Here is a 21,234-nt window from a genome sequence, read left to right on the forward strand (position 1 = left end):
ATGGACGAGATTCTAAAAGAAGACGCGTCGTCTCGCAAATCGGTTCGGCCGGGTCGTCGCCGCAATCCGGCGACGCAGGAGGCGATCCTTGCGGCCTCCCTGCGCCTGACGGGCCGGGTCGGCTACGCGAAATTGACCATGGAGGGGATCGCGGCCGAGGCGGGGGTCGGCAAGCAGACGATCTATCGCTGGTGGCCCTCCCGGGCGGCGGTGGTGCTGGAGGCCTTCGCGCGCGACGCGTCGGCCGCCGTCGAGGTCCGGCTGACGGGGGATCGCGGGGCGGATCTGGCGTCGTTCCTCGTCGCCGTGCATCGTCGGATCGGCGGGCCCGGGGGCGTCGTCTTCCGCAGCCTCCTGGCCGAGGCCCTGATCGACCCTGAATTTGCTTCAGAGCTATATGAGCATTACCTGCGAGGCCGCGTCGCCGAGCTCAAGGCGGTCCTCGGCGGCCGGGAGATCGGCAAGAATACGCTGGATCGCGTCGTCGAGATGACCTACGGGGCGATCTGGTTCCGCCTCGCGACCCGTCAGCCCTTGACCGCCACCCACGCCCGCCGCCTCGCCGAGGCGGCTTTGCGCGTGATCGAAGGGTGAGCCCTGCCGTTGTGAAGCAATGTGGCGAGGGATTATCACCGGTTTCGCCGTTTGTCCGACGATCCGCCTCGAGTCGTGCAACGCGAACGGCCCAGCCGCTGGTGGTTCCAGCTCAGGGCGTTCGAAGTGATCGGCGACGGGCCGACACTCTCGTATTCTGGGCGTAATTCGCCTCCCGCGACACCGTCGTCAGCCGTTTCGCCCCGCGTGTCGTAGGGCGACGCGATGCCGGCCGCGGTTCGTCGTGGGGCCCCGTCTCTCGAGCATGGCTGTGGCTGAGACAATCGGGGCGAGCAGCGACGAGAGGCCAACCGCAGTTTGCCAGGCTGGCAGCGGAAGCCCTCTGCATCCTCCCCGGCCGTGACGAGGCCCCGGGGAAAGGCCAGAATCCGGCCGGGCCTTCTCCGGCCCATTTCTTGTAATTCGGGTGGCCCAGGTTCGCAGAACCTGGGTCGCGCAGCGACAGGAGGTTCTTCGCCCAATCGCATGGCCGAGATAAGAGCCCTCTGCATCCCGCCCGGCCGATTCGTCACGCCTGGAATTAATAGTAAAAATACATAATACAGTATTATTTTATTGGCATGTGATCGAATAAAATGAATTATATGGATTTAGCCAGAGTGCACCGACTCACGCGCTTTCTTTAGGCCGTGGATTGGCCGAGGAGGTCGCGGACGGCCACTAGGTCCGGACGGGGCACATCGCGAAATACCTCTTGTCGCTGCGCGACCCAGGTTCTGCGAACCTGGGCCACCCGAAATACGAGAAATCGGCCGGGGATTGAGGTCGGTATCTCGTCGTTTTTGACGACCGCGTCTTGGTGGAAAACGAGGGACGACTTCCGGGTTCGGCCGGGGTGATCGCAATTGGCCTCTCGTCGCTGCGCGACCCCGATTGTCCCCATCGCGGCCACCCGAGAAGGAGTCCAGGCCTTGTCGTCGTGCCCTAACGCAGCGGACGGAAGGCGAGTCATGTCCGGCGGATTTGCGTTTGGAAAGCCTACCGCGAGCCGGCGACTTTGGTCGGTTCCAGGGCGATATCCGGGATGGTGATGGTCTCGATGGGTCGTCGCTGGAAGCGGAAGCTCTCGATTTGGTCTTTGGGTAGGTCGAAAGTCGCGACTCTCATCCAGAGATTTAATGCTCCTGCCTCGCCGAATTGCGATACGGAAGAGTGCTCCTTCCCCTCTTTGTCAACAGCGACGACCCGAATCTGATTCTCCCTCACCGGAATCACATGGGCGACCGTCACCACCATCTGGCCGCGATCGTTGACGATTTGGGTGAAGGCGATAGGACCCCTCTCTGTCGTGGTCCCAGCTATTCCGTCCAAGCTATCCCAGGACGACACCGTCTCCCAAGGCCCATAGGCCGCCTCGAAGTCCAGAGCCGTGGTTTTCAGAGATTCCGGTTGAACGGCCATGACCGTGCGAAGGTTCGAGAGTTCCTTTCCGTTCCGATTCACTTCGCGAGAATAGGCCACGCTAGAGTCTGTCGACTTCGTCGACACGTCGTCTGGAATGGCATCGGCGTCGACCTTGTAGTTGACCTCGTAGATGATTTGATATTTGCGTTTTCCGAGCGGTGACCCTGGTTTGTCATCGAACTTCGGATCGGCGGCGGGCTCGGCGAGGGGCGTGCCATCGGGTCGCCACCAGGTCTTGGGGCCAGAGGGAATGGAGGAGACGGCCAGGACCTCGACAACGGTGCCGTTTTTCATCTTCCGCGTGAATTTGGGATTCGGGGCCAGATCCACCCTCTCTCGGGCCGGGGTCACATCCACTCGCTCGCGGGCCGGAGGTTGCTGCGATTTGGCGGCCCCTTCATTCCCAGAACGCGCGGAGGCCGTGGCGGCGACGCCGACCCCGACACTCACCAGCAAAGCAAAACCGATGGGACGGAGCTTTTCCATCAACATGGTCCATGCGACTCCTTGAACAAGGCGCGCGACGGCCGCGGGGATGGTCCCCGTGGCGATCAGGCCGGCGCGGGCGGTAGACTGGATCAGGTAGCGAGGGACGCCCGCACGGCACTCGGCTGCGAAGGCTCCGGTGGCCAACGCGAGGGCAGGGGCGAGGCCCCGGCGGGCGAGGCCGTCGCGGAGCCGGGCACGGCCCCGGGCGAGGCGGCTCTTGACGGTGGCGGTCGGCCAGCCGAGCGAACGCGCGGCGGCCTCGTAGGTGAGGCCGTCGAAGTCGCAGGCCTCGATCGCGCGGCGGTAACGCTCGGGGAGCCGCCCCAGCTCGGAGGTGACGGCCTCGCAGGCGTCCCGGCGCTCGGCGGCGATGGACGGATCCTCGCCAGAGGCCGGGTCGAATGACGGGGGCGAGGGGCGTCGAGTTGCATCGCGACGCTGCCGCGCGGCGACCTTGCGCGAGACGCCGTAGAGCCAGCGGCCGACGGAGCCCCGATCGTCGAGCCGGACCGAGGCCCCCTTGTGCATCAGGACGAGGAACGTGGCCTGGAAGGCGTCCTCGGCGTCGGCCCGCTCGCGGAGGGTCCGGCGGCAGACGCCCCAGACCATCGCCGCGTGGCGGTCCACCAGCGCCGAGAAGGCGGCCTCGACCGCCGCGGGGTCGTGGGGTCGGCCCCCGGGCCGGCTCCGCTCCAGGAGTTGCCCGTCCGTGAGCCCGGCCGCCGAGCCGACGACCAGGAGGTTCTGCAAATCCGAGGTCAAAGCTTGCTTCATCGTCCCGCCCGCCTCCTCGCCTACGCGTTTCCTCCTTTATCATGCGGGGAAGCCAACGAGCGGACCCAACTTTCTCGAAAAACTTGCGAGGGCTTGACCACGGCAATGGCGTCGGCATGGGGAGCGGCCCCGCTCGCCCGCCCCCGGAGGGATGAGGTTGATGCGGTTCGAACGGGCCGCGAGGCGTTGAAATTTCGGATGAGTCGGGAATCCCCGTGAGGGTTTCGGACGGTCGGGTACTACTGGGAGAAATTCAACAACGAGGAGATCGTCGGCCATGGCGGGGAGTCCGTTTCGCTGGCTGTTCAACCTGGGTGCGGTCGGGACGATGACCGATACGCAGCTCCTGGATCGGTTTCTCTCGGGGCGCGACGACGCCTCGGAGGCGGCCTTCGAGGAGTTGGTGAGCCGGCACGGGCCGATGGTGCTGCGGGTCTGCCGGAACGTGCTCGGCGACCCCCACGACGCGGAGGACGCCTTCCAGGCGGTCTTCCTCGTGCTGGCCAGCCGGGCGGGGTCCATCCGACGCCGCGGCTCGATCGCGAACTGGCTCTTCGGGGTCGCGCATCGCGTGGCCCTGCGGGCGCGGCGGGGCGCGGCGCGTCGTCGCCGGCTCGGCCGGGAGATCGCCGGGCGGACGCCGGAGGGTTCGCCCCAGGAGCCGGATGAGGAGGCCCCCGAGGCCCAGGCCCTCCACCTCCACGAGGAGATCGACGGACTCCCCGAGCGGCTGCGCGACCCTGTCGTGCTCTGCTATTTCCAGGGGCTGACCTACGCCGCCGCGGCCGATCGGCTGGGCGTCACGGAGGTCGCGGTCCGGGGCCGGCTGGCGCGGGCTCGCGAGCGGTTGCGCCAGAGCCTGACCCGCCGAGGCGTGACGATCCCCGCTGGCCTGCTCGTCGCCGGCGCGGCCGGAGAGGCCCAGGCCGCCGTCCCCGTCGTGCTCGTCCATTCCACCGTCCGGATCGCGCTGGGCTTCGGGGCCGGCAATGTGGCCGCTGCCCTGGCGCAGGGAGTCCTCAACGCCATGCTGTTTCATCAGATGAAGGTCGCCGCATTGCTCCTACTGCTGGGGATCGGGAGCCTCTCCTGGGCCTGGCTCGCCCTCGCCGGGCCGCCCGATCAGCGAGGCCAGGCCGGCGCCACGAAGGCCATACCCGGGGTTGCTCCGGAAGCGAAGCGCCCCGCCGTCGTACCGGAGCCGGCCCTGCCCAAGGTCTACCTTCACCCGATCACGATCACCGGCCGGGCCATCGACCCCGACGGCAAGCCATTGGTGGGTGCGCACATTTACCTGGCATCATGTAGGGGAGACCACAAGCGGATCGCCGAGACCGTCACCGATGACGAGGCACGCTATTCATTCCCCGCGGTGGGGCTACCCATCGAGCGTCCCGACCCCAATCAAATCCCCAAGCGTGACATCGGCTCGTTCCAGATCTTCGGCCAGGCCGACGGCCTCGGGTTCACCTGGCGACCCGAGAAACTCTTCTTTCCCGCATCCAGGCCTCCGAACCGTGAGTACGAGCCTGGGGACGGCGAAGACCTGTACGGGCCCGACGACAAGATCGAGATCGACCTGAACTTCCGGCGCCCGGCCCGATTTTCGGGGACCTTCGTCGACGACCGGGGAAATCCACTCGCGGGGGCCCGCCTCGAAATCCGCGACTGCGAGTCCCTGACCACGGTCGACAACGTCGTCGGGTTGTCGCTGGGCATCCTCAACGAGCGGAACATCGCCCCTCCCTCGATGAAGGTTCGCACCACCGATGCCGAAGGCAAGTTCGCGTTCGAGGATATGCCTTCGGATTGCCTCTTCCGGATCGACGTCAGGGCCCAGGGGTTCCCCGAGCGATGGGTTTACGCCACGACGAGCCCCGACCCCCAGCCGGACAAGGACGGCAGCCCCGTCTATGCGGGCGACTTCAAATTGACGTTCGCAACGCCCGTGGATGTCCCGATCCAGGTCGTCTACGCCGACACGGGCAAGCCGGCCCCCAAGGTGCTGGTCCAGGCCGCGGGCGGATTGGTGAACACCGCTCAGACGAGCGACGAACGCGGCCAGGTCGTCCTGAAGATCCCGCCTGGCGAATATCACCTCCAGAACCTCCCCGAGCGAGGGACGCCCTACCTCGTCAAGGATGACAAACTCGTGGTCGAGGCCAATCCGCCGGCCAAACCGCTCGTGTTCAACGTCCGCCCGGCTGCGATCGTCGAGGCCACCGTCGTGGACGCGGACACCGGCGCGGGGCTCCCCGACGTCGACCTCTGTGAACTCATCGGCGATCGCCCTCAGCGCGAAGAAGTCTCGTTCCGATCGTGGGAGGTTGGGACGCGGATCGCCTGGGTCGAGAGGCCCCGCACCGATGTTGACGGCAAGCTCCGCACCCTGGTCGAGCCCGGCCGCCATCGCTTCGGCGCCGGCTGGCGCTTCCTGCCTCCTTTCTACAATCGGGTCGACCCCCGGGGCAAAGACCAGGAGGTCGACTGCCGCGCGGGGGAGACCGTGAAACTCAAGATTGCCTTGAAGAAGGGTTAATCATCGCCGCCTGCGTGCCCGCCACGCCGGGGCTCAGCCAGAGGCTTTTTGGGGATAAGGCCCCGGGCGGAATCCCGGGTCGGAAAGGCGGGCTCTGCCGACCTGGATGAGCTTGCATATCGAGGGATGATGCCGCTCGGCTCGTAACTTGCTGCCCTTCTCCCAGCCGATGAAATCCTCGACGCTTCGGGGATGGTCGGGCCTTGGGGGAAGGGCACCAGCAATGCTGACGGCGGATGCGGCGAGAGGGGGCGACTCGCGTCGAGCGGGGATGGTCCGGGCGTTCGGGAGCCGGAATTACCGGCTCTTCTTCGCCGGGCAGGGGGTGTCGCTGGTCGGGACCTGGATGACCCGACTGGCGACTGGCTGGCTCGTCCTGCGGCTCGGGGGGGACCATGCGCCCTGGCTGCTCGGGCTCGTCAGCTTCGCAGGGCTCGCGCCGACGTTCTTCCTCGGGCCGGTGGCCGGGGTCTATGTCGACCGCTGGGGGCGGCACAAGGCGCTCGTGGTGACGCAGGTGCTCTCGCTCCTGCAGTCGGCCGCGCTGGCGGTGGTGGCCTTCCGCGGCGAGGCGGGGGCCGTCGCGATCGGCCTGATCATCTCGCTGAGCGTCGCGCAAGGGGTGATCAACGCGTTCGACATGCCGGCGCGGCAGTCGCTGCTGATCGAGATGGTGGATCGCCGCGAGGACCTGCCCAACGCGATCGCCCTGAACTCGTCGCTGGTCAACGGCGCGAGGCTCGTCGGCCCGGCGATGGCGGGGGCGGTGATCGCGGTGGCGGGGGAGGCCTGGTGCTTCGCCATCGACGCCGTGAGCTATGCGGCCGTGATCGCGGCCTTGCTGGCGATGCGGGTGCCGTCGAGGCCGAGGCCCGCCTCGACGGCGACGGTCGGCCGGCATCTGGTTGAGGGGGTGCGGTACATCGCCGGGTTCCCGCCGATCCGGGCGTTGCTGCTCCTGCTGGCGCTGGTGAGCTTCGCCTCGATGCCGCAGACGGTCCTGATGCCGATCTTCGCGACCCAGGTGCTCGGCGGCGGGCCGCACACGCTCGGCCTGCTCTCGGCGGCGACGGGGCTCGGCGCGTTGTCGGGGGCACTCTATCTCGCCTCAAGGCCGTCGGTGCTCGGGCTCGGGCGGGTGATCGTCGCCGCGGACCTGGTGCTGGGCCTCGGCCTGGTGGGCTTCTCGCAGTCGGGCTCGGTCTGGGTCTCGGCCTTACTCCTGGTTACGACCGGGGCGGGGATGATGGTGCAGATGGCGGCCTCGAATACGTTGATCCAGACGATGGTCGACGAGGACAAGCGGGGCCGCGTGATGGGCTTCTACGGCATGGCCTTCCAGGGCACCGCGCCCTTCGGGAGCCTGCTCGGCGGCTGGCTCGCGAGCCGGTTCGGCCCCGGTCCGGTCGTGCTCGGATCCGCCGCGCTGGTGATCGCCGGAGGCTTCGCCTTCGCCACCCAGTTGCCTCGCCTGCGCCGGATCGCCCGGCCCGTCTATGTCCGCCTCGGCATCCTCCCCGCCCCGAACGCCACCACCGGCGAGGTCGCCGCCGCCGCGGAGATGCCCCCGGCCTTGAAGGAATGCTGAGGTGTGGACCGAGAGATTGCATCCGGCGGGAGCCGGCGAAAGTCGGGAGATTCCCCCTCATCCGAAACACGGACGACGTTGGACAGGGAATCGGATAAAATCCGCGTCAGCGGTTCGAATACGACGCTATCCGATTTTCCTCTCGAAGGTCGATGAAATAACCTGGAAGGCACTTCCTAGGCAGGGGCGCGCGATGAAGTCACCGATCCTAATGCTCGCGGGGTTCTTTCTTGCCGACCCGGCGATGGCCGACGACCCGATCCATGCCTCCGTCGAGAAGGCGATCCCTCTGCTCCTCAAGGCCGCGTCCGGGTACACCGAGAAGCGAGATTGCTTCTCCTGCCACCACCAGGCGGTACCCGTGCTCGCACTCGACGCGGCAAAACGCCGAGGCTTCGACATCCCCACCGACGCGATCGATGAGCAGGTCGAGCTCACCCATGAGGATCTACGCGGTGCGATCGAGAGCTACAAGAAGGGGGACGGCCAGGGCGGCGGCGTCACAAGGGCCGGCTATGCCCTCTTCACCCTCGACGTCGCGGGCAAGAAGTCCGACGAGGTGAACGAAGCGGTCGTGGGTTACCTGCTGAAACGGGACGAGGGCCGCGATCACTGGAAGGGTGCATCGAACCGCCCGCCCTCGGAGGCGAGCGACTTCACGTCGACCTATCTCGCCATCCGCGCCCTGACGGCCTACGGCAAGCCGGCGGATAAGGATCGGATCGCCGGCCGCTTGGAGAAGGCCAGGGCATGGCTCGAAATGGCGGAGCCGAAAGATACGGAAGATCGGGTATTCCGGCTGTTCGCGATGAAGGCCGCTTCGTCCCCGGAAGCATCGATCCGCAAGGCGACCGAAGACCTGCTCGCGACGCAGAAGGACGACGGGGGCTGGTCCCAGCTCGACGGCGGGATGTCCGACCCCTACGCGACAGGCTCCTCCCTGGTCGCCCTGAATCGGGCCGGGGATGTCAAGACGGACAGCCCGGCCTATCGCAAGGGATTGGGCTTCCTGATCGGCCAGCAGCGTGAGGACGGCTCGTGGTTCGTCGCCTCGCGGAGCAAGCCATTCCAGCCCTACTTCGAGAGCGGCTTCCCGTACGGCAAGGACCAGTTCATCTCGATGGCGGCGTCTGCCTGGGCGGTCACGGCCCTGACGCTGGCGTTGCCCGAGCGGTGATCATAGTTTATCAGCATTCTCACGCTTCAATATTTGATGTCATATCCTGGCCGCGTCCCTCCGCTCCTCGAGGGACCCGAGCCGCCCCGTCTCATGCTGGTCGCCTCGGCCGTGCCGCTGATAGACGGGATGTGCGAGTTCGCGCCCATTCCGCGGCCATGAAAGCCAGGTATGAACGGCTGGCGTTCTTTCCGGCTGGATATCTGGAACCCTCGACCTGCCGGAGCCGGAGCGAGCGACGGGCCTCGTGACGTGGTATGCTGGCGGCCCCTGGGACTTGAGGAGCCGATGATGCGAAGTCTCCGCCGTGCGTTCGTGGTCGGAATTTTGATGCTGGCTGTCTGTGTCCCGGCGACTCGGGCTTTCGACGACGGGAAACCGAGTCCCACCTGGAAGGCCGGGACGGCAACCGTCACGATCACGCCAGAGCGGCCGCTGACCTTGCTCGGCTACACCAGCCGCAAGGGGCCGTTTGAGGCGGTTTCCGACGAATTGTCGGCCCGCGCGTTGGCCCTGGAGGATGCACAGGGCCGCCGCGCGGTGATCGTCGCGGCCGACCTGGTCGCGTTCCAGTCCGCCGTCGTCACCGACGCCGTGACACGCCGGATCGCCGAGCGGACGGGTCTGGGTCCAGAGCGGCTGATCTTCAACGCCTCGCACACCCATACCGGGCCGGTCGTCAGCCTGGATCCGAACCTCAAGCTCAACGTCGCCCACCCGGACATGACCCCCGAGCAGGCCGAGGCGACGATCGCATACACCCGCCGGCTGCAGGACCAACTCGTCGATCTGGTGGAACGTGCCCTCGTCGATATGAAGCCGGCACGGCTCTCCCGGGCGTTCGGCCGGACGAAGGTCCCCACCAGCCGCCGGCTCCCGAAGCCGGAGGGAGTCGTCATGTCACCCAACCCGGCCGCCCCGGTGGACGACTCCGTCCCCGTCTTGCGCGTCGACTCGCCGGAAGGCAAGACCCTGGCCGTGGTCTTCGGATGCTCCTGCCATGCCGTGGCCGCCGGTTTCCAGAACGCCATCAGCGCCGACTATCCCGGCTATGCCCGTGCCGTCATCGAGGCGCGTCACCCCGGCGCGACGGCACTCTTCCTGGCCGGGTGCGGCGGCGACGCCAACCCCGAACCTCGTGGCACGATCGAACAGGCCCGGACGCACGGCGAGGCGCTGGGCCGCGAGGTCTGCCGGGTCCTCGATGGGCCGCTCGCCCCCGTCGCAGGGCCGCTCCGGGTCGCATATGTGCAGGTGGACCTGCCGCTGCAACGATTGTCCCGCGAGCAGATCGGAGGCTACCGAGATCGCCCGAACTTCCAGGCGTGGCAGGCCCGGCACATGCTGGAGGTGCTGGACGCGGGCGGACGATTGCCAACGCACTACACGGCGCCCGTGGCGGTCTGGCGGTTCGGCAAGGACCTGACGCTGGCGGCGCTGCCGGGCGAGCCGGTCGCCGAGTACGCGACGCTGATGCGCAAGGCCCTCGGCCCGGAAGGGCTCTGGATCTCCGGCTACAACAACGACTGTTTCGGCTACCTGCCGTCCGCGAAGGTCGTCGCCGAAGGAGGTCACGAGGCGATCGGCGTGACGCTCTGGGCGTGGAGTCGAAACCTGAACTCCATGGTCGGCTTCTTCGAGCCTCGGGTTCAGGACGTGGTGGTCGACGCCGTCCGTCGGCTGGCGAGCCAAGCGGCGGCCGATGCTGAGGCCAAGTAGCGAAGCAAATCCGACCCGGGCGCCTTCTTGCGGCCTCCCTCCACATCCGCTCCCCCTCTGCAGCTCCAACACCCAGGACGGCATCGGCGTCTTGCCCGATGCTCGGCGGCGGGGGAGACGCCGTCGACGTTGGGCGCGTCCTTGAACTCCTGTAGGCGGAGGGCTTCTGGCCGGCGACGGCTTGGAGTACGAGGTCGACTCAGCCCCCCCGCGCATGACCTCCTGTCAATGTGCGGACGACCCTATGCCAGACGCGGCCAAACGCAGCCGAAACGCCACAAAAATACGGGGGCAGGGTGATTTCGTGACGGTCGCCGGGTAACGAGAGTTCCCGGGCGAGCGTGTAGTGGGACATGCTCTTCCGACGTCCGTCCACGGATTTGCCCATTCCGACCGCATAGAACCAAGCTCTTCAATCCTCGCCGCCGAGTCCATGCGCGAGGAAATCGCAATGAACGCGACATGCTCACGCCACGGGAGCAGGGTAGTGCGGCAGGTCAATTCGAGGCTCAGGACGCCTGCACGCCCGGAAAGAGGCCGCGTCGTCCTCGAGCACATCGAACCGCTTCGGACTTACCGGTAAGCCGCCACGACGGGCCCTTCAAGCTGTGTTCGGCATCCCATTTGCGTTCATTCATGGTTGAAGTGCGAGCAATCGTTCGGCTCACGGGCGACCCCCTCGCCTGAATGCCGGAACTCGATCGGGAATCGGTTCCAGTCCGAGCGGCGACACCGCATGAGGGCCGGCTCTTTCCGATGCGAGGGCCTTCCGCGGCCTGCAATCATTCATATTAAGGATTTCAGACATCACGGCTCGACGATTCGGGCAAGCCTGCCATGAATCGAAATCAGGCATGGATCATCATGTCAGGATACGTTGACGAAAGATCCTCGAGCCGAGCAGGGCGGGCCCGTCGAGCTCCGGCCCACGACGCTCCCAGGAACTGGGCCGCCATGCTCGGCGACGCAAACTGATGGACGGCGAACGTGACGCCGGGCCGTCGCCCTTGATCGGCGATCTTCTTACACCCGAGCTCTCATCGCGAGGTGGTTCATGACGCGAAAACGTTGGGCATTCTCAGCCGCCGTGCTATTCGCGGCGCCGGTTCTGTTGGCTCAGGGCTATGCCGGGGCCGCCCCGCCCCGAGGTGGCGGTGGCGGAGGCGGAGGGAGACCAGGTGGTCCCCCCGCCGGTCGCCCCGCGGCTCCCGCCGGCAGGCCAGGCGGCGCCGCGGGCCGGATCGCCGCACCGGCCCCTCCTCGTCCGGGCCCGACGGGCGCCGTCCGAGCCCCCATCGCTCGCCCGGAAGTCGGTAAGGCCGCGGCGCCGAACAGGCTCGGTGCTCCGGGCCCGGCGGCAGCCGCCCGAACTGAGAGGAACCTGGATCGGCGGCCGGTGCCCGGGAACTGGCCGGGCCTCCGCGGCCGAGCTCAAGGGCGTCCCGGCGAACTCGCCGGCGAGGGCCGTCGGCCCATCGATAATGAGCGTTTGATCCGCGAGCGCGAGAACCGGATCGAGAACAACCGGTCGACGAATATCGTCAACAACAACAATCGGAACATCAATCGCAACGACGTCTTCGTCAACAACAACTACCACGGCGCCGGCTGGAATGGGGGCAACTGGGGCCTCGGCAGCGGCCGAGGGCTCGGTTACGGCTACCGCGGGGGCTGGGCCCGCCCCTATTACGGGAACTGGTACCAGGGGGGCTGGGGCGGCAACGGCTTCTGGACCGGCCTCGGCGTCGGCGCCATGTCCATGTGGGGCCTCGGCTCGCTCGGGGGGATCCTGAACTCGCCGGGCTACGCGTATGGTAACACGCTCGGCTTCCCGGTCGGCTCCTACGGGATGTATAACTACTTCCCGACCTGGGGTATCGGCAACTACGCCAGCTGGGGCCTCGGCCCCATGGCGAGCAACGCTTATTACAGCGGCTACGCCGACCCTTATTACACAAGCCCGCCCGACCCGTCGGCGGTCGTGTATGATTACTCGCGGCCGATCGACGTCGCCGCGCCCCCGCCGGAGCCGGCGATCGTGACTTCGACGGAACAGTTGTTCGCGAATGCGCGCGATGCCTTCAAGGCGGGCGACTACCCCCGCGCCCTGGATCTCACCGACCAGGCCCTCAGGAAGACTCCCAACGTCCCCGTCATGCACGAATTCCGGGCCCTGACCCTCTTCGCGCTCAAGCGGTACAACGAGGCGGCGTCGGTCCTGTACGCGGTGCTCTCGGCCGAGCCGGGCTGGAACTGGTCCACCATGATCGGCCTCTATCCGGACGTCGACACCTATACGAACCACCTCCGGGCGCTCGAAGCCGACTCCAAGACGAACCCGGATTCGGCGTCCGACGCCTTCCTCCTGGGCTACTATTACATGGTCCAGGGGAACTCGTCCGAGGCCGCCGCGGAGTTCGACCGGGTGGTCCAGCTCCAGCCCAAGGACAAACTCTCGTCCTCGTTCGCCCAGGTCCTGAAGAAGGCGGGCGACGCTTCGCCGGAGCCGAACGAGCCGGCGCCGGCCCCCGAGGAACCCACCCCGGCGGTCGCGAACGCCGAGCCTCAACCTCAGCCCGAGCCGGCCCCGCCGCCGCAACCGGAAGCCGCCGGCACGCAGGCCAAGAACGAGACCCCGGCGAACGCCGATAACAAGGCCGACGGCGAGCCGGCCCCCCCCGCGCCCCCGCCGCCTCCCGCTGCCCTGACCGGCGAGTGGAAGGCCAAGCCCTCCGACGACGTCGCGATCGACCTGACCCTCAGCAAGGACGGCGCCTTCACCTGGGTCGTCGACAAGAAGGGTCAGAAGCAGACGATCGAAGGCACCGCCGGCTTCAAGGACGGCAACCTCGCCTTGCTCCAGGAGAACGGCCCGCCCCTCGTCGGCAAGGTCACCCAGTCGGACGCGAACTCGTTCGAGTTCCGCCCCCCCAACGCCCCGGATAACGCCCCGCCCCTGAAATTCACGCACTGAGCTGCGGTAAGGGGCCGGCCCCTCTGATTCTCACCATCGAATCCGAACAACGCGGCGGATCACGTCACCGAGACGTGGTCCGCCGCGTCCTCGTATTGACATCATCGGGAGAAGCACCGCCTCACAAACCTGGCTGGCGGCGGAGGACACCTCGATGATCCATGATCGTGCTGCGATCGCCCGTTCCTGCTTCGCACCGCTGCTCGTCGCCGGCTTCTGCCTCATCGTGATGGGCCTGGTTATCGAGCCTGTGATGCCCTGGTTCGCCCTCGACCGAGTCCTGACACCGAAGGAGTTGGCCAATCCCGAAACGACGAGATCCACACTGGCACTCCTGAAGCGAGCCCAAGGCGGCCGCTGGTTATTCTGGGCGCTGGCCGGCGTGTTCGTCGTCTCGATCAGCGGGCTCGGCCTCTGGGCGACGTCGCGCCGAAACTCGCCGAGTGCCGATGATTTGATCTCTTATAACCCTGCCGCGCGATAGAATACCACCCGAGCCTCCCCAGCAGATATTCACGAGATTAATCATGGCTGTTTATACGGCCGTGTAGCACGAGATCGCGATCGTCGTTGGCATCGTCTCCAGGCTCGCCCGGAAGAACCTGGGCGTTCGCCTACCGCAATGGCTTGAGCCTCATATTATCCCAATGCTCGTGGTCACCACATAGCTGACAGAACGCATCTTCTCGCGAATCCAGCAAGGAGAGCCTCCATGTTGAAGTTCACTTCACTCGCCTCGCATTGTGCGGCATTGGTATTAGCCCTGTCCTCGTTCGTACTCGCCTTCTTCCTGTTGATCGATCTCTGCTTCATGGTCGTCTATTTCGGCTCAGGAGGCGGCACGTCCCAATGGTGGGGAGCGGCCTGGCAAAAGTCACTCCGCGAGATCGTCCAGCCCGGCATGATGGCGATCTTCATCGGGTGGGGCGCCTTGACGGTGGGAACCGGCCTCCTCGGCTCGACAATGGCCAGGCCGGGCCGAGAAACGAAGGCCGGGACGGTGCTGGCCTCCCTGGCCTCGCTGCTCTCGAAATGCGGCATGACGGGGGCCGCCCTTGCCGCAACGGTCCTCGTCGCCCTGGTGGGATGCCGCCTGTTCTGGTCCCCGTGATCGGGGCGAGTCGCCGGTCCTGTTGTTCGGGAAAGGCCGCCATTGAGGCCGAGGCGACCATTCGAGGGTTCGGCAACCTAACTGCTCTCCCTCAGGAAGTTTCGGGCGATGCCGGGTTGATCCGCCTGGGCCATTGATTCCGACACTCCAAATATCTCTGCCACGCGATAGAATACCAGATGGGTCGATCTCTACGGTATCTGGAATGCGGCGGCTATCATGCTCTCGGAACCGGACGCACAATATGATGTTGATACGAATGGTGCGAAACGACCCCGGACGGCATCGCGAGCGACCTTCCGAGGGCTCATGTTTGCCCTGATCTTCGCGATCATGATCGTCGAGGTATTGATCACTCTCGGCATCTCGAGGGCTTTCGGCATCCACCTGGGGTCCAGCGTGGTTGCGGGGATGGGGCTCCCCAATGTCATCATCGCCGGCGTGCTGGCGGATCAAATCTTCAAGCGGATGGGACTCTCCCGGAGCGGGACCACCGTCGAAGGGAGAAAGCCGACGACCGCCACGCCCGAAGGTGAAGCGGGCGACGATGAAGTCGTCGAGATCTTCTATCGGCGGTCCTTCAAGCGATTTCGTCGAGGGTGGCCGGATGAATTTTGGCCGGATTACGCCGAACGAGCCGGCCTCGCAATCGAATAGCAAAGGCTGATTCCACCGACTTCTTATTGCACGGGCGGATTTATGCTCTCAGAACCCGACGAACAGGATCCTATCGTTGGGGTCATCAGGAAACCTCACCGGATATGGTCGCATATCATATTCTGCAGTATGATATCCGCATTCATTACTTCATTGATTTTAATCGAGGTCTTCGCTGTTGGGCCCATCGCGAGGAGTCTAGGCTTTCGCGACAAGGGGGACTGGCCGGCTCGGCTGTGGATGCTCAATCTCGCGATAGCCGGGGGGTTAACGGAACGTATTTTTAAATGGATGGGACACTCCCAGAGCGGGAAGGTCGTCGAGGAGCGAAAGCCGACGTCCCTCACGCCCGAAGGTGATGTGGGCGACGATGAAGTCGCCGAGGTGTACCTACCGCGGTCCCAGTTTATGTGCTTGGTGATAGTTTGCCTGTTCTTCTGCATACCGTGCTACTATGCGACACTCGACAGGCCAAATTTGATGGCGGCAGAGTTCTGGATAGCGACCAGTCTCGGCGTGTCTCTCATGCTCTGTGCGGTCTTCTTTTCCTATCCGGTATGGCGGAAAGTACCGCGGGCGCGTGCCGATTCAAACGGGATCTCCTATACTTCTTGGTGGCCATTCCCGCGAAAGTTCGTCCCCTGGTCTTCCGTGGCGACATGCGAGATCACCAACCATTACAATACGTTCGGAGATCACTTCCGCACCCAACTGTTCCTCAAGGGCTTTGACGGTCAGACGCTACTGAAGCAAGACATTGCTCATTGCAAGCCCGAGGATCAGGAACGTTTGGTCGCCTACATCCGCGCGAAGCTCCCGAAACTCCACGAGGATCTCTGGGATTGGGAATGAGCCCTGGTGAGCCGGGGCCGGAACTCAACCCGTCCCGAGTTCGAGGGCCTGTCCCGCCTCGGACCGGTCGAATCGCTCGCGGGCGCTCAGCACCTCCGCACGGGTCCTCTCGGCCCAGCTCACCAGGCCGACGAGCGGTTCCAGCATCGATTCGCCCAGGGGTGAGAGTCGATATTCGACGGCCGGCGGCTTGGTCGGGAACACGTGCCGGGTGACGAGGCCGTCACGCTCCAATCCGCGTAGCGACTGCGTCAGCATCTTCCGGGAGATGTCCGGGATGAGCCGGAGCAAGACGGCGAATCGGCGCGGCTCCTTGGCGAGCGCGACGATGATCAGGGCGGTCCAGCGATCGCCGATCCGGTCGAAGGCGTCTCGGGCCGGGCATTGATCCGGGTCGAACTCGTCCTTGGTCCAGGCCTCGAAACGGGTCGCCAGGGCCTTCTGGACGCTCTCGGGGCGGTCACCTTCGGGTAACCTTGTCACGAATTTCTGCCTCCTTGAGGGCGATTGGGGTGGTCCCTATCCTTCACCAGGTTACCAAAAGAGACCTCGTTATGGAGACCACCAATGCCCCGCATTCTCGTGACCGCCGCCTCAGGCCAACTCGGCAGGCTCGTCGTCGCCAAACTGCTCGAGTCGACGCCGGCCGCCCAGGTCGTCGCCGGCGTCCGCAACCTCAAGAAATCCGCCGAACTCTCGGCGCTCGGGGTTGAGGTCCGCGAGGCGGACTATAGCCGCCCCGAGACCCTCGACCCGGCCCTGGCGGGCATCGACCGGGTCCTCCTGATCTCGAGCAGCGAGGTCGGCCGCCGCGTCGCCCAGCACCGCAACGTGATCGAGGCCGCCAGGCGTGCCGGGGTGGAACTCCTGGCCTACACGAGCGTTCTCCGGGCCGACACGACGGAATTGCTCGTGGGCGTCGAGCACCGCGAGACCGAGGTGATCTTGCAAGCGTCCGGCGTCCCGTTCGTGTTCCTGCGGAACGGCTGGTACACGGAGAACCGGGCCGCATTCCTCCCCCACGCCCTGGAGCACGGCCAGCTCCCCGGCTGCGCCGGCGAGGGGCGATTCTCGTGGGCCGCTCGGGTCGACTACGCCGATGCGGCCGCCGTCGTGATGACCACCGAAGGTCATGCCGGCCGCATCTACGAGCTCGCGGGGGACAAGAGCGACACCCTCTCCGACTTCGCCGCCGAGGTGGCCCTCCAGGCGGGCAAGCCGCTCGCGTACCGGGACATGCCCGAGGAGGATTTCCGGAGCCTGCTCGTCGGGGCGGGGATCCCTGACAACTTCGCGGAACTGCTGGCCAACAGCGACGCGGTCGCCTCCAGGGGCGGCCTGTTCGACGAGAGCCGGCAGATGAGCCGCCTCATCGGGAGGCCGACGACGCCCCTGTCGGCCGTCGTCGCCGAGATCATCAAGTCCTGAGCCTCGACGCGGCGACTTGTGAGTCGGTTCCCCGGCCGTTGCTCCTCGGGGGCCAGCAACGGCCGCACGACTCCTCCGCATCCCGGCCCCGAGATCATTTCGAGGTGGCTCAAGATGGATTCCAGGCAGTTGAGTGATGAGGGCCCCGAACAAGGCCTTTCCGCGAGCCCGGATATTATGGACGAACTCGAAGAATGTCAGGTACAGCGGCAGCGATCCCTGGGGGAGCCCGCGGTGAGGTCGTCGAACCGCTTGCGGCAGCCGCGGCACTCATAGCGCCGACGCTCGGGCCGGGTGTCGTCGAGGCCGTTCTTGACGGCCGAGGTCGAGCCGCAGGAGGGGCAGGCTACGCCATCGGGCCATCGCATGTCGCGGACGGTCCGGAAGCACCTGGCGTCGTCGAAGAGGTCCCGGATGTTCACCATGATGGGGCTCGCGGTACCGATCGCGATGTCGGTCAGAGACGTCCAAGGCACTCGATCCTAGCGGAGAAGAACGACAAATTCCTCATCACCCCGGAATCCGTCTTGAGCCTCATAGCAAAAGTCTCCCGGCCGTAGAGGGTCCGCTGCAGCCCGAGGTCGAGAGATCATCGGCCGTTTTTATTGCAGTTCGTTTATATTAAATTTCAATCACTAGATCAATCGTCGACCGCCTCGACGCCCGCTTCTCGCAACCGCTCGAGGCCGTCCTTCATGGCCTTGAGCTGCTCGGGGCTGTGCCCTTGCCAATCCGCGACCTCGCCCGTGACCAGGAGCGGCTCGCGGGAGCGATACGACTTCGTCGGATTGCCGGGGAACTTCTTGTCCGTCAGGTTGGGATCGTCAACGAACGGGCCGGTCGGCTCGACGATGTAGATCCTGCCGGGGCCTTCGCCCTGCGCCAACTCGGCCCCCCAGATCGCCGCCTCCAGGGTGGCACTGAAGTAGACGTGATTTGCCGTCTTCCTCCGGCCGTAATTGGAGGCGTAGCCGGGGCCGAGCAGGTCGCCCGGCTTCAGGGCGACTCGCGTGCCGTGGTAGAACCGCCGTAAATTCGTATCGTTGGGGTCAGCCACGGGATCACTCCTTACTCAGGGGTCAAGTTGCTTCAATAACCAATGCGAGCGAGCCGCCAACGAGCTTTGCGGTGGTCGAACCTAGGTGACCAAGGGAGGCACAGGCCAGGTCCACCCGAATCGGGAGTGTGCGCGGGTGATTGCGACGGGCCTCTCTCGCCTCGGCCGTGAAGATCGGGGTATGGCCTCCGGGTTTGGCCGAGACAAACCGCGATGGACCTCCTGTCGCTGCGCGACCCCGGTTGTCCCAACCACGGCCACCCGAATAAGACAGGAAACCGCGTGAAGGCCGGGGCGCTTTGCTATGGGGACTCCTGCTTCTTTACGCCCCGGATCGTGTTATTCGCGGTCATCGGAAATGGGAGATCGGATTACGTCGGTGAGATGTGGGGCAGAGGTCCGCGACTTACGCCCAAGTCACTTGATCCCCCACTCGATGGCTTCTCGTTCGAGGTCGGGGCGCCGATTTGTGCCGGAGGCCTCATCGATCTCAAAGACATGGAAGCGATCGAGAATGAGCGGCAGGGTTGTTGATTTACACGTCATTCGCTCTGCCTCGTTCATCGCGACGAACTCGATGGGCATGTCTCCGCCATAGGCCTGGAGCAAGGTTTTGAACAGGGAGTGTAGATCGACCGTCGAGAGCATGCGTCCGCTGTAGAATTTCACGACGACACGAGTGATTTTCATGACGCCAACTTTCCCCTCGTATCCTGAAACGATGCCGGAGATGAAGCGTACCGGAATTCCATTGAGAAGGCTATGAACGGGCTTCGACTTGCGAATTCGGCCTATTCGCGTGCGGGCAGAAGGAACTCTACCGTCGATCCACCTCGGCGGAGATCAATTCAGGGCGACTTCAATAGCATCGCCTCGACGAGCCGCACATCGCTGCGGCTCGTCGAGGCGATAAGTACGATACGAAGGAAGAGCAGGGCGGGGCCGAAGGTCAGTCGAGCTTGGGGATCGACTCGCCGCGGATCAGGTCCTCGAGGGTCTGGCGGCGCCGGGCGAGGTGGGGCTTGCCGTCGTGGATGAGGACCTCGGCGGCGAGGGGCTTGGAGTTGTAGTTCGAGCCCATCGCGAAGCCATAGGCGCCGGCGCATTCGATGATCAGGTGGTCGCCGACCTTGGCTTCGGGCAGGTCGCGGGTGCAGACGTAGCCCCCCTCGTCCTGGGTGAAGATGTCGCCGCTCTCGCAGAGCGGGCCGCCGACAGCGGCCGAGACGCGGGGTCGATCGGTGGCTCCGTCGGCCGGGGCGATCGACATCGGGTGGTAGGCGCCGTAGAGGATCGGACGCGCGAGGTTGTTGAACCCGGCGTCGACGAGATAGAAGGTGTTCCCCCCCATCCGCTTGACGGCGCGGACCTCGGAGACGAGGTAGCCGCTCTCGGCGACGAGGTAGCGGCCCGGCTCGATCTCCAGGCGGATCGGGCGGCCCGCGACGGCCTCGAGGCGCTTGCGGGTGGCGTCCCAGAGCTGGAAGTAGGCGCCGATGTCGACTCGGCCGTCGTTGGGCCGATACGGAGTCGGCAGGCCGCCGCCGGCGCTGATGGTGTCGAGGGTCGAGGCGAAGACCCTGGCCGTGCGCTCCATCGCCCCGCAGACCTGGGAGAGGTGCTCGAGGTCGGTGCCGGAGCCGATGTGCATGTGCAGGCCGCTGATCTTCAGGCCGTGCTTCGCGGCCCTGGCGATGCAGTCGTCGACCTGGTCGTGCCAGATGCCATGCTTGGACGACTCGCCGCCGGTGTTCGTCTTCTGGCTGTGCCCGTGGCCGAAGCCGGGGTTGATCCGCAGCGTGATCGAGCCGCCCGGGACGCGCTCGCCGTACTGGTCGATCATGTCGGGGGAGCCGCAGTTGACGTGCAGGCCCTTCTCGACGACCAGGTCGAGCGACTCGCGGTCGAAGATGTCGGCCGTGTAGACGATCGGGTGCGGCTCCCCTTCGGGCTTATAGCCGGCGGCCAGGGCACGCCCGATCTCGCCCGCGCTGACGGCGTCGACGAGCACGCCGTGGCGCCGGACGAGGTCGAGCACCGCGATGTTCGAGTTCGCCTTCTGGGCGTACCGGATGGCGTCGAACGGCTTGAGGTCTTTGATCCGCTCGACGATCGTGGCGGCGTCGTAGACGTACGTGGGGGTCCCGAATTGATCGGCGAGGTCGCGCACGGGGACCCCGGCGATGGTGGTCCGCAGGTCGGGCGGGGTGTTGGCCTTCATTATGGTCAGTCGAGGTCCGGGGTTACGTTCGGGTTATGATGAATCGGGGACCGCTCGGGGTTCGATCGGCCGGCCGGCAAACCGCCCGGCCTTCGACGCCCCAATCTGCATAGACTACTTGAGCGAGTCCCCGGCGCGGAATAGGAATACGGCACGAGTTGAAGGCCTCGCCAGCCTCACGCCACTCGAGATGGTGCCCGTGCTCGCATCATTCCGGGCATCAACTTGTTCATTTCTAGCTGGTGAGGCGATTTTCCCTCTGCGGGAATTCTCCGGAAAAGCGCCGCTTCCGACCATGTCTTGAAGGCAGCGGCGACACCGATCAAGGCGACTCTCTGGCCGGGAAACGCGGCCGATTCTTCTTCAAATCCGGGTGGCCGTATGCGCGAGGCTGAACGTGCCGATCACGGCCAGCCATAATGAAGACTGGAGACCGCGAAAGTGCCCCGGCAAAACGCGGTTGGCCTTGCGGCTTAATTGCACCAAGTTGTAAAGCCCCGGATGGCGAAAGAAGGGTTAACTTCAAGGCAGCGGCCGAGCAGGTGTCTACGGTGTTCGCCGTTGGCGAGGACGGGCAGAAGGGCGTAAAATGAAGGTCTGACTGCGGCAGAGTCCCAGATGACGCCGGG

The 21,234-nt window shown here is 65.6% G+C and carries 17 protein-coding genes and 1 pseudogene; 11 read left to right on the plus strand and 7 right to left on the minus strand.

Annotated features, from left to right (window positions below):
- Complete coding sequence (locus ACOYYX_RS38810) at positions 1-594, plus strand: TetR/AcrR family transcriptional regulator (RefSeq protein ID WP_422931969.1); 594 nt, start codon at positions 1-3, stop codon at positions 592-594.
- 999 nt (positions 595-1,593) lie between these two features.
- On the opposite strand, the gene ACOYYX_RS38815 is transcribed toward ACOYYX_RS38810, so the two are convergent.
- Positions 1,594-3,282, minus strand: a complete 1,689-nt coding sequence (locus tag ACOYYX_RS38815) for an RNA polymerase sigma factor (RefSeq protein ID WP_422931970.1) — start codon at positions 3,280-3,282, stop codon at positions 1,594-1,596.
- Positions 3,283-3,559: 277 nt separating this feature from the next.
- On the opposite strand from ACOYYX_RS38815, the gene ACOYYX_RS38820 reads away from it, so the two are divergent.
- The 9 genes from ACOYYX_RS38820 (at position 3,560) to ACOYYX_RS38860 (ending at position 15,899) form a co-directional block, all read left to right on the plus strand.
- Entirely contained in the window at positions 3,560-5,821 is a 2,262-nt protein-coding gene (locus tag ACOYYX_RS38820) for a sigma-70 family RNA polymerase sigma factor (RefSeq protein ID WP_422931971.1), read from the plus strand.
- Positions 5,822-6,044: 223 nt separating this feature from the next.
- Entirely contained in the window at positions 6,045-7,409 is a 1,365-nt protein-coding gene (locus ACOYYX_RS38825) for an MFS transporter (protein ID WP_422931735.1), read from the plus strand.
- Positions 7,410-7,602: 193 nt separating this feature from the next.
- Positions 7,603-8,586, plus strand: coding sequence for a hypothetical protein (locus ACOYYX_RS38830; protein ID WP_422931736.1), 984 nt, complete (start codon positions 7,603-7,605; stop codon positions 8,584-8,586).
- Between the two features lie 291 nt (positions 8,587-8,877).
- Entirely contained in the window at positions 8,878-10,305 is a 1,428-nt protein-coding gene (locus ACOYYX_RS38835) for a hypothetical protein (protein ID WP_422931737.1), read from the plus strand.
- 1,396 nt (positions 10,306-11,701) lie between these two features.
- On the plus strand, positions 11,702-13,279 hold the full coding sequence (locus ACOYYX_RS38840; RefSeq protein ID WP_422931738.1) for a tetratricopeptide repeat protein: 1,578 nt from the start codon (positions 11,702-11,704) through the stop codon (positions 13,277-13,279).
- Between the two features lie 154 nt (positions 13,280-13,433).
- Positions 13,434-13,763: a hypothetical protein gene (locus tag ACOYYX_RS38845; protein WP_422931739.1), complete on the plus strand. Its 330-nt coding sequence runs from the start codon at positions 13,434-13,436 to the stop codon at positions 13,761-13,763.
- A 228-nt stretch (positions 13,764-13,991) separates the two neighbouring features.
- Positions 13,992-14,390, plus strand: a complete 399-nt coding sequence (locus ACOYYX_RS38850; RefSeq protein ID WP_422931740.1) for a hypothetical protein — start codon at positions 13,992-13,994, stop codon at positions 14,388-14,390.
- 309 nt (positions 14,391-14,699) lie between these two features.
- Positions 14,700-15,047: a hypothetical protein gene (locus ACOYYX_RS38855; protein ID WP_422931741.1), complete on the plus strand. Its 348-nt coding sequence runs from the start codon at positions 14,700-14,702 to the stop codon at positions 15,045-15,047.
- A 42-nt stretch (positions 15,048-15,089) separates the two neighbouring features.
- Complete coding sequence (locus ACOYYX_RS38860) at positions 15,090-15,899, plus strand: hypothetical protein (RefSeq protein WP_422931742.1); 810 nt, start codon at positions 15,090-15,092, stop codon at positions 15,897-15,899.
- A 24-nt stretch (positions 15,900-15,923) separates the two neighbouring features.
- On the opposite strand, the gene ACOYYX_RS38865 is transcribed toward ACOYYX_RS38860, so the two are convergent.
- Positions 15,924-16,382, minus strand: a complete 459-nt coding sequence (locus tag ACOYYX_RS38865) for a winged helix-turn-helix transcriptional regulator (protein WP_422931743.1) — start codon at positions 16,380-16,382, stop codon at positions 15,924-15,926.
- Between the two features lie 84 nt (positions 16,383-16,466).
- On the opposite strand from ACOYYX_RS38865, the gene ACOYYX_RS38870 reads away from it, so the two are divergent.
- Entirely contained in the window at positions 16,467-17,327 is an 861-nt protein-coding gene (locus ACOYYX_RS38870; RefSeq protein WP_422931744.1) for an SDR family oxidoreductase, read from the plus strand.
- A gap of 114 nt (positions 17,328-17,441) precedes the next feature.
- On the opposite strand, the pseudogene ACOYYX_RS38875 reads toward ACOYYX_RS38870, so the two are convergent.
- The 5 genes and pseudogenes from ACOYYX_RS38875 to lysA form a co-directional block, all read right to left on the minus strand.
- Positions 17,442-17,570: pseudogene (locus tag ACOYYX_RS38875) on the minus strand (IS1595 family transposase); the annotation flags it as partial.
- Positions 17,525-17,752: a transposase gene (locus tag ACOYYX_RS38880; protein ID WP_422931977.1), complete on the minus strand. Its 228-nt coding sequence runs from the start codon at positions 17,750-17,752 to the stop codon at positions 17,525-17,527. The pseudogene ACOYYX_RS38875 and the gene ACOYYX_RS38880, both read right to left, overlap by 46 nt.
- 215 nt (positions 17,753-17,967) lie before the next feature.
- Positions 17,968-18,384 (minus strand): NAD(+)--rifampin ADP-ribosyltransferase, encoded by a 417-nt coding sequence (gene arr, locus ACOYYX_RS38885; protein WP_422931745.1) that lies wholly within the window; start codon positions 18,382-18,384, stop codon positions 17,968-17,970.
- A 417-nt stretch (positions 18,385-18,801) separates the two neighbouring features.
- Positions 18,802-19,053 carry a hypothetical protein gene (locus ACOYYX_RS38890; RefSeq protein ID WP_422931746.1) on the minus strand — a complete coding sequence of 84 codons (252 nt, stop codon included), beginning with the start codon at positions 19,051-19,053 and terminating at the stop codon, positions 18,802-18,804.
- 280 nt (positions 19,054-19,333) lie between these two features.
- Positions 19,334-20,605: a diaminopimelate decarboxylase gene (gene lysA / locus ACOYYX_RS38895; protein WP_422931747.1), complete on the minus strand. Its 1,272-nt coding sequence runs from the start codon at positions 20,603-20,605 to the stop codon at positions 19,334-19,336.
- Positions 20,606-21,234 lie beyond the last annotated feature (629 nt).

This window comes from Singulisphaera chitinilytica, assembly GCF_049331405.1.
GTDB lineage: Bacteria > Planctomycetota > Planctomycetia > Isosphaerales > Isosphaeraceae > PoT.